This window comes from Nonomuraea sp. NPDC004354 (genome assembly GCF_053602555.1).
In genome coordinates, this window is record NZ_JBSGDV010000051.1 from 1 (window position 1) to 2,638 (window position 2,638).

The window sequence follows — 2,638 nt, forward strand, 5'->3', positions numbered from 1 at the left end:
CAGGGGTTGCCGGAGCACATGGTGCCGTCGTCGTTCACGGTGTTGGATCGGTTGCCGGTGACCGCCAACGGCAAACTCGACCGCAAAGCCCTCCCCGAACCCGACGCCCCCGCCGGCGTGCCGTACGAGGAACCGAGCGGTGAGATCGAGCGGGCCGTGGCCGAAGTATGGGCGGAGGTGCTGGGCGTCCCGGCCCCCGGCGCCCACGACAGCTACTTCGCGCTGGGCGGCGACTCCATCAGATCGCTCAAGATCGTCGCGCGCCTCCGGGCGCGAGGGTACGCCCTCGCGCTCGAGGACGTCTTCGTCCACCAGACGGTGCGCGAGCTCGCCCGGGTGATCACCACCGGGACGGTGAACGAGAGCCGCGGCAGCGAGGCGTTCAGCATGCTCGGAGCCGCGGACCTGGATCGGCTGAAGCAGCGTTTCCAAGGAGGCAAGCGTTGACGGCGACACAACCCGCGACCGAACTCGAGGACGCCTACCCCCTGACCGCGCTGCAGTCGGGCATGCTCTTCCACAGCGCCTACCAGGAAGACTCGGCGACCTACCATGACGTCTTCACCCTGAACCTGCGCGGCCCCTACCAGAGCGACACCTTCCGTGCCGCCCTGCGCGAGGTCATGGACCGCCACGCGGTGCTGCGCACCTCGTTCGACCTGACCGGTTTCGACGAGCCCATCCAGCTGGTCTGGAAGGACGTCGAGCCGCCCGTGCAGGAGATCGACCTGTCCGGGTTCGAGGACCCCAGGTCGCGCCTGAGCATCTGGCGCGACCAGGAGAAGCACCGCCCCTTCGACTGGGAGGCGCCGCCGCTCTTCCGCGCCGTCATCCACCACCTCGCCCCTGAACGGTTCGCCCTCACGCTGAGCTTCCACCACGCGATCCTCGACGGGTGGAGCGTCGCCTCGCTGGTGACCGAGCTGCTCGACCGCTACGCCGCGGGGCTCGACGGCGTACGGCAGGCGCCCGCCGCCCCGCCGCCCTCCACCTTCAGGGACTTCGTCGCCCGCGAGAAGGCGGCGGTGGCCTCGCCGGAGACCGAACAGTTCTGGCGGGACATGCTGGCCGACGCGCCGATGACCGCGCTGCCCAGGCTGCCCGGCTACCGCACGGGGGACGCCGAAGACACCGTTTCGCACGCCGTACCCCTCGACGACCAGGTCGTCAAGGGCCTGGAGCAGGCGGCGCGGCAGGCCAGGGTGCCGCTGCGCACCGTGCTGCTCGCGGGACACCTGCGCGTGCTGGCGCTCCTGACGGGCGACAGCGATGTCGTCACCGGGATCGTGACGCACGGCAGGCCCGAGCACGAGGCGGCCGAGCAGGTCCTCGGGCTGTTCCTCAACAGCGTGCCCGTGCGGGTGGGCACCGCCGTGGCGAGCTGGGACGAGCTGATCAAGCGGGTCTTCGCCGCGGAGGTGGCGTTCCTGCCGCACCGGCTCTACCCGCTGTTCGAGATGCAGCGCCTCGCCCAGCGCTCCCCGGTGATCGACGTGCTCTTCGACTACCGCGACTTCCACGTCTACCGGGACCTCGGTCCGGGCGGGGCGATCCAGGTCGTGGAGAGCGAGTTCTTCGAGCAGACCAACCTGCCCCTGTCCGCCAACTTCACCTGGTCGCCCCAGGCCGGCGGGCTGGAGCTGAAGCTCAAGTACGACATCACGCAGTTCTCCGCGGACCAGGTCGTGCAGGCCGGCGAGTACTACCGCCGCGTCTTCGCGAAGATCGCCGAGAATCCGGCCGCCGACCCGCGCGAGTCCGACGACCTCCTGTCCGCCGACGTGGCGGCGGTGGAGGGGTGGAACGCGACGGGTGAGGCGCGGGAGTTCGTGGCGTTGCCGGAGGTGGTGGCGCGGCGGGTGGCCGAGGTGCCGGACGCTCCGGCGATCTGTGGCGGCGACGGTGTCTGGTTGTCGTATGCCGAGTTCGGTGCGCGGGTGAACGGGCTGGCCTCGGTGTTGCGGGAGCGGGGTGTCGGGCTGGGTGACGTGGTGGGTGTGTGCCTGCCGAGGAGCGTCGACCTGGTCGTGGCCGTGCACGCGGTGATGACGGCCGGAGGGGCCTACCTGCCGCTCGACCCCGGCTACCCCGACCAGCGGCTGGACTTCATGGTCGAGGACGCCCGCACGCGCGTGGTGATCACCGACGAGCCTGACCGCTTCCCGGGACTCGCCACCGTCGAACCCGGCGCTTCCGGTGACGCCGCGCCGCTGGGCCTGCCGATCCCGCCGAGCGCTCCCGCCTACGTCATCTACACGTCGGGCTCGACGGGGACGCCGAAGGGCGTGATGGTGTCGCATCGGGCCATCGCGAACCGCCTGGTGTGGATGGGCGAGACGTTCCCGCTCGGCGCCGGAGACCGGGTGGTCCAGAAGACGCCGTTCACCTTCGACGTGTCGGTGTGGGAGCTGTTCTGGCCCCTGATGGAAGGGGCGGGCCTGGTGGTGGCGCCGCCCGGGGCCCACCTGGACGCGACCGCGCTGGTGGACCTGATGCGACGGGAACGAGTGTCGATGGTGCACTTCGTGCCGTCGATGCTGGACGCGCTGGTGGAGGAGCCGGAGCTGGCGGTGCCGTCGTTGCGGCGGGTGGTGTGTTCGGGTGAGGCGTTGCCGTCGGCGCTGGTGGCGCGGGTGCA

2 protein-coding genes are annotated in these 2,638 nt (G+C 70.8%); both read left to right on the forward strand.

The features are described from left to right. Positions 1 to 447: phosphopantetheine-binding protein (locus ACWENQ_RS46015; RefSeq protein ID WP_452419801.1), on the forward strand; the 447-nt coding region annotated here is incomplete at its 5' end. Beyond that, on the forward strand, positions 444 to 2,638 hold a 2,195-nt coding region (locus tag ACWENQ_RS46020; protein WP_452419802.1), incomplete at its 3' end, for an AMP-binding protein. The genes ACWENQ_RS46015 and ACWENQ_RS46020, both read left to right, overlap by 4 nt.